Annotated in this window: 4 protein-coding genes and 2 rRNA genes; 1 reads left to right on the forward strand and 5 read right to left on the reverse strand. The window is 47.3% G+C overall.

Going from position 1 to position 4,961, the window contains the following annotated elements:
- Window positions 1-73: ribosomal RNA gene (locus CLV36_RS16675) — 23S ribosomal RNA — on the reverse strand; the annotation flags it as partial.
- 320 nt (window positions 74-393) lie between these two features.
- Between CLV36_RS16675 and CLV36_RS16680 the strand changes: the two genes are divergently transcribed.
- Window positions 394-1,623 (forward strand): MFS transporter, encoded by a 1,230-nt coding sequence (locus tag CLV36_RS16680; RefSeq protein WP_106343393.1) that lies wholly within the window; start codon window positions 394-396, stop codon window positions 1,621-1,623.
- Window positions 1,624-1,797: 174 nt separating this feature from the next.
- On the opposite strand, the gene CLV36_RS16685 is transcribed toward CLV36_RS16680, so the two are convergent.
- From CLV36_RS16685 to CLV36_RS16700, 4 genes are all read right to left on the reverse strand, one after another.
- A complete protein-coding gene (locus tag CLV36_RS16685; RefSeq protein WP_106343394.1) occupies window positions 1,798-2,496 on the reverse strand; it encodes a FadR/GntR family transcriptional regulator in 699 nt (232 codons plus the stop codon).
- Window positions 2,497-2,694: 198 nt separating this feature from the next.
- On the reverse strand, window positions 2,695-2,898 hold the full coding sequence (locus CLV36_RS16690) for a hypothetical protein (RefSeq protein ID WP_106343395.1): 204 nt from the start codon (window positions 2,896-2,898) through the stop codon (window positions 2,695-2,697).
- A complete protein-coding gene (locus CLV36_RS16695; protein ID WP_106343396.1) occupies window positions 2,892-4,619 on the reverse strand; it encodes a M48 family metallopeptidase in 1,728 nt (575 codons plus the stop codon). Before CLV36_RS16695 ends, CLV36_RS16690 begins: the two co-directional genes overlap by 7 nt.
- Window positions 4,620-4,880: 261 nt before the next feature.
- Window positions 4,881-4,961: ribosomal RNA gene (locus CLV36_RS16700) — 16S ribosomal RNA — on the reverse strand; the annotation flags it as partial.

The following is a 4,961-nucleotide window of genomic DNA, read 5'->3' on the forward strand; positions in this document are numbered from 1 at the left end:
TATCGGAGTTCGTCCCGTCCTTCATCGGCTCCTAGCGCCAAGGCATCCACCGTGTGCCCTTAGTAGCTTAACCTACTAGGTTTATTCGGCATATCTATGCCGCTCGGTATCTCCTCGGTGACTTGCAACATCGACGATCAAAGAAGGATCTCCTTCTTAACCTCGTTGCTTTATTCCATATCTAATTTTCAAGGTGCGGATCTTTGTGATCACCGCATCGCGGCGACAAGGAATAATATATCACGAACTCAATTTAAAAACAACATTTTTTTATACTAATTTCTCAACCAATAACTTTCACCTCGCCCAAGACGTAGTATTTCACGCAGATGCAAGGCATAGAGTTATTCATAAACAATCATCCACGTTTCAGGGGGAACGCGAGGTGTCCAAATGAAGTATCATTTTACAGGAAAACAGTGGTGGATTCTGCTGTTGATTTTCAGCGGCACGTTGATTAACGCGATTGACCGTTCCAGTTTGGCAACTGCCAGTCCGTATATCGCACAGGAACTTCATCTCGATATGAGCACCATGGGGTTGGTTCTTTCGTCATTCGGCTGGACTTACTTGTTGTGTAATCTTCCATCCGGTTGGTTGGTCGATCGCTTCGGGGCCAAGCGAGTATACGGCTGGGCCGCAACGCTTTGGTCCGTCGCTTGCGCGATGACCGGATTAGCCCGCAATGTTAGTACGTTGCTGGTGAGTCGAACGTTGGTAGGGATCGGTGAGTCGGCCAACTTCCCCGTTGCAACCAAAGTCGTGCGCGAACATTTTGCCACAACCGAGCGCGGTTTGGCGACAGGGATTTATTTGGCCGGATTACGCTTGGGGTACGCTGTGACACCAGGGCTGATGGCATGGTTGATGCTCACATTTGGAAGCGATGCCCGTCCCGATTGGCAAAGCGCATTTTTGGCAACGGGGTTGGGTGGATTGGGTTTTGTTTTGATATGGTTTGCCACTTACCAAGAACATGCTCCACTGACTCCAAAACGAACCTCACCCACGGCCTCCACTCGTATTATGCTAAAACACCGCAACACATGGGCCATCCTGATCATTAAATTCCTGCAGGATTACCTTTATTATTTATATTTGACTTGGTTACCTATGTACTTTGTCACTGAGCGTCATCTCTCATTGACATCCGTAGCTTTTTACGCAACCATCCCTTGGGTTGCCGGGATGATTGCGCAACCGCTGGCCGGATTGACATCTGATTTTTTTATCAGCCGAGGACACTCTCCAACAAAAATAAAAAAATTCCTGTTGATTATCACTCAATTGGTGGCGGCGTCAGTCATCTTCGCCGCCTTTGTCGAATCTGTCCACACTGCAGCCATCCTCTTGATCATCGCTATGGCCGCTGAATCGGCGTCTGCGGCCATCTTATGGACTCTCCCTCAGGATATCGCTCCCGAAAAACTTACGGGTCGACTGGGGGGATTGATGAACACCGCAGGGGCAGCGGCAGCCATCGTCTCGCCGATCTTAACCGGCTTGGTCGCCGAAATAGCGGGGTTTGCCGCGGCTCTGACCTTGGGCGGAATCTGTATGCTCATCTCGGTCTTAACCATCGCCTTTTTGCTAGGCCCCATCCGCCCTATCGGTCATTCTTAACCTGTTGGACACTGGGACGAAACCAGCAAAGCACCTGTTGCCGGTCGCATGGGCGAAAAACCAGGCGTTGCTCATCAATCCTCCAGACATTCCGAGCTTGTCGAACGCATAAGAAATGCCATTTTGAAAATTTAATCGCCTTCAAATTGGAAGCGATTTCATTGATGGGGATGGCTACCCTTTGTTTCCATGTTTGCTGACCGTTTGTTCCACTCCTTCGAGATGTTGCAGCATCCGTTGACGGGCAAGTTCGCGATCCTGTTCCCTGATCGCTTCGATGATCAATTCATGGTCTTGCAATGATTCTAACGACCGTCCAGGAATACTGTAACTTCCCTGTCTGCTTTTGGCCAATAAGTCAAGCAAAGAGAGCATGATCTTCACCAAAACCAAGTTGCATGATGCTTCCGCAATAGCCATGTGGAATTGCGCATCCCGTTCATCCAACACTTCCGGTTCATCTGAATGCGCTTTTGCATCCTGGATAATCCATTCCAGCTTCTCCAAATGATGCGCTTGTCGCCGCTCTGCCGCCCAGGCTGCTGCTTCCGTCTCCAACACTTTTCGAATCTCAAATAAATCATGGACAGCAGCGTCCTCCCAATTGGCCTGGGAAAACGACTCGATGTCTGTCGGTTGAATGTTGGCCACAAAGATGCCCTTCCCATGCTTCACATGCAAAATGTTACGGCCGGCCAGCGTTTTGATCGCATCACGAACCACGGTGCGGCTGACTTGGAACAAAGTAGCCAGATCCCGTTCCGTCGGCAACCGCTCCCCCGGCTTCACTTCTCCTTTTACAATGGCATCCATAATCTGCGAAATAATTCGTTCACTCATCGACGATCGTTCTTCAAAAATTGGCTTGAACATATATGATAATTTCACCCTTTATAAAGCAGATTTGACCAAACCCAAAACAGGCTCAACCAAAATATATCATAAAACGGCATGCCCTGGGTCAGTCTTGTCATTTAAACTCACAAAACTCAGTCTATAATCGTCACGTTCAAGCCTGATGCACAAAAAGAAAGCCCGGCCCCCCCAAGGGTAGCCGGACTAACGGCAATCCTATTTCTGATACGCCTTTGCACGATACACACAAGCATGGGGCGCTTCAATGAAAGGCTCTAACAAATCTTGCTCCTCCAAGACATAAAGATGGTAATAGTCATCACCAATCCAATGCTCCAACATTTCATCGATTTGGTCGCTAAGCGCTTCGCTTTCTTCATCATTGAGGGGAGTCAGGGGCTCAACGGCAATAATTAACAAGCCCGTTGCGGAATATATGACATGTCGCGCCTTGCGATATAAACCGCACCGATCTGCGGCACACTTTCTAAATCCTCTCTGATTTTTTCAAGCGTCTCGGACGAGAGTCCATGTGGAAGTAATTCCTCTTCCCCGTCAAAATCCTCTTCACACTCCTCATCAGACAATGACAGAAGTTCTTCCCAGCGCTCTAGCTTTCTTTCATATTTGGTCGCTTTTTTCTCATCCCCCCGCTCTGCAAAAAAATCTCTTAAACAATCATATACTTCCCAGCGCAATCGATAATCGTTGTGTGCGGCTACCTCAAGCAGTTGCACCCCTTGTTCCACTTCATCGATAGCCAGCTGGATTTTACCCAATTTAAAAAATGCAGGGGCCGTGTCAGCAGGATTTTTATAGGTGCTTATGATCTGCCGCAACACTTTGACTCCTTCTAACGGGTTATCTACGCTAAAAGCGAGATCAGCAAACTGATAAAGCTCATCCAACGTCTTAGAAGGCTTGTTCATTAGCTCCTGATATCGCGCCAACTCTTTTTCTTCTTCCTCTTTCAGTTGTTGCTTCACTTGTTTGGCATATGCATAAGCCTCTTCAAAGTTGGTGAGTTCACCAGTCACTTCCATCAGATTGAGGAATTCCTCCACCTTGCTCACCCACTCGGCGCCATTCTTCAAATAGACATCAACGGCCTGATTGCGCAAGTTCGGCAACATCGGTTGGCACCGTAATGCATTCAATCGGTCAGTGAGCGAAGGATGAGAATCGGAATACCCGGTCTTTTCCGCCAATGCTTTCTGCATATATTCCTCAAACTTCTCCCGCTTCTCATCCATGTTTGCCATGAGTTCATACAGCCGGGTCAGCGGCTGTGGTTCTTCGTTGTTTTGCTCAGCTTCTTCCAACACCGCCGGCACAAACTCCCGATAAAAATACCGTCCGCCCGTATGATTCATCACCAGGCATTCGGCCATCACTTGCGCTGAAGTCGCTTTGGCCGCATTGGCATCAGCAATATACTCTTGTTGACGACGCATTACAAAAGTTAAGGCATAAAAGCGGGGATAATACCATTGAATAAATTTGCGGAACAGCGCTTGCAGCCATTCTTCTTCGTCTTGTTCAAAATAATGGACCAACCCTTTCCACTGCTGATCCAAACGGTACACCCACGCCCCCAAGTTAGTATCTTTGCCCGATATATGGCTAATCTCATGCGCCAATACAGCTTTCACTTGCTGATCATCGAGACCAATAAGCATGGGCAAGCCAATATGTAACACATGCCGTCGAGAACCTAAAAGCATCGACTTGGATATGCTCACAACAGAAGCGTTCCACTTATCGTCCAAAATAACGGTATCAAATCGCGGTGCTTTCATTTTAGTAGTCAGCTCATCCAATGTGCGAAACAACTGTGGCGCATCTTCTGGAGACAAAACAATACCCTTAGGTTGGTATTTTTTCACCTTAAGCGCGCGAAGCAGGATGTAGGATAATGACAGAGTCATCAATAATAGTTTAAGGGCGCCAAAACTAAATCCTTTTTCAATAAATGTAAATATCGAAAACGCCAGCAAGCCCAAAGACAAAATTAACGCGCCGCCAAAAACGGCATAGCCCAAAAAAATCCAAGCAAGCACTTTGTTTCGATACCCTTGCGGTTTTCGGTTTGCATACTGTTCATGCTTTTGGATCAATTGCATGAATTGTTCTTCATTCATTTAGTTCACCTCTTCTATCTATGTAAAATGAACATGTCCCTTACGCTTTCTCAACCTTCTTCATCTTGCACATACAATCATTCGAAGGAAACGTGTTTTTTCTATCCATGCGAGGTTAACATCACAACCGTCAGGCATCGTATCCATGCAAATCAAAAAGCCCCAGCCTTAGGCTGGGGCTTGGTATTCCCTGAAAACTAAAGAGTGAGTGTCACGTGATCCAAGAAAATGATCGATAATGCTCTGAAAAGAGCTCCTTAGAAAGGAGGTGATCCATCCCCACCTTCCGGTAGGGATACCTTGTTACGACTTCACCCCAATCATCTGCCCCACCTTCGGCGG

It is taken from the genome of Laceyella sediminis (genome assembly GCF_003003125.1).
Taxonomy (GTDB): domain Bacteria; phylum Bacillota; class Bacilli; order Thermoactinomycetales; family Thermoactinomycetaceae; genus Laceyella; species Laceyella tengchongensis.

Bases quoted from the DNA above. Each gene is read 5' to 3' on its own strand.
- CLV36_RS16680 (WP_106343393.1), top strand. From the start codon at position 394: ATGAAGTATCATTTTACAGGAAAACAGTGGTGGATTCTGCTGTTGATT.
- CLV36_RS16685 (WP_106343394.1), bottom strand. From the start codon at position 2,496: ATGTTCAAGCCAATTTTTGAAGAACGATCGTCGATGAGTGAACGAATT.
- CLV36_RS16695 (WP_106343396.1), bottom strand. From the start codon at position 4,619: ATGAATGAAGAACAATTCATGCAATTGATCCAAAAGCATGAACAGTAT.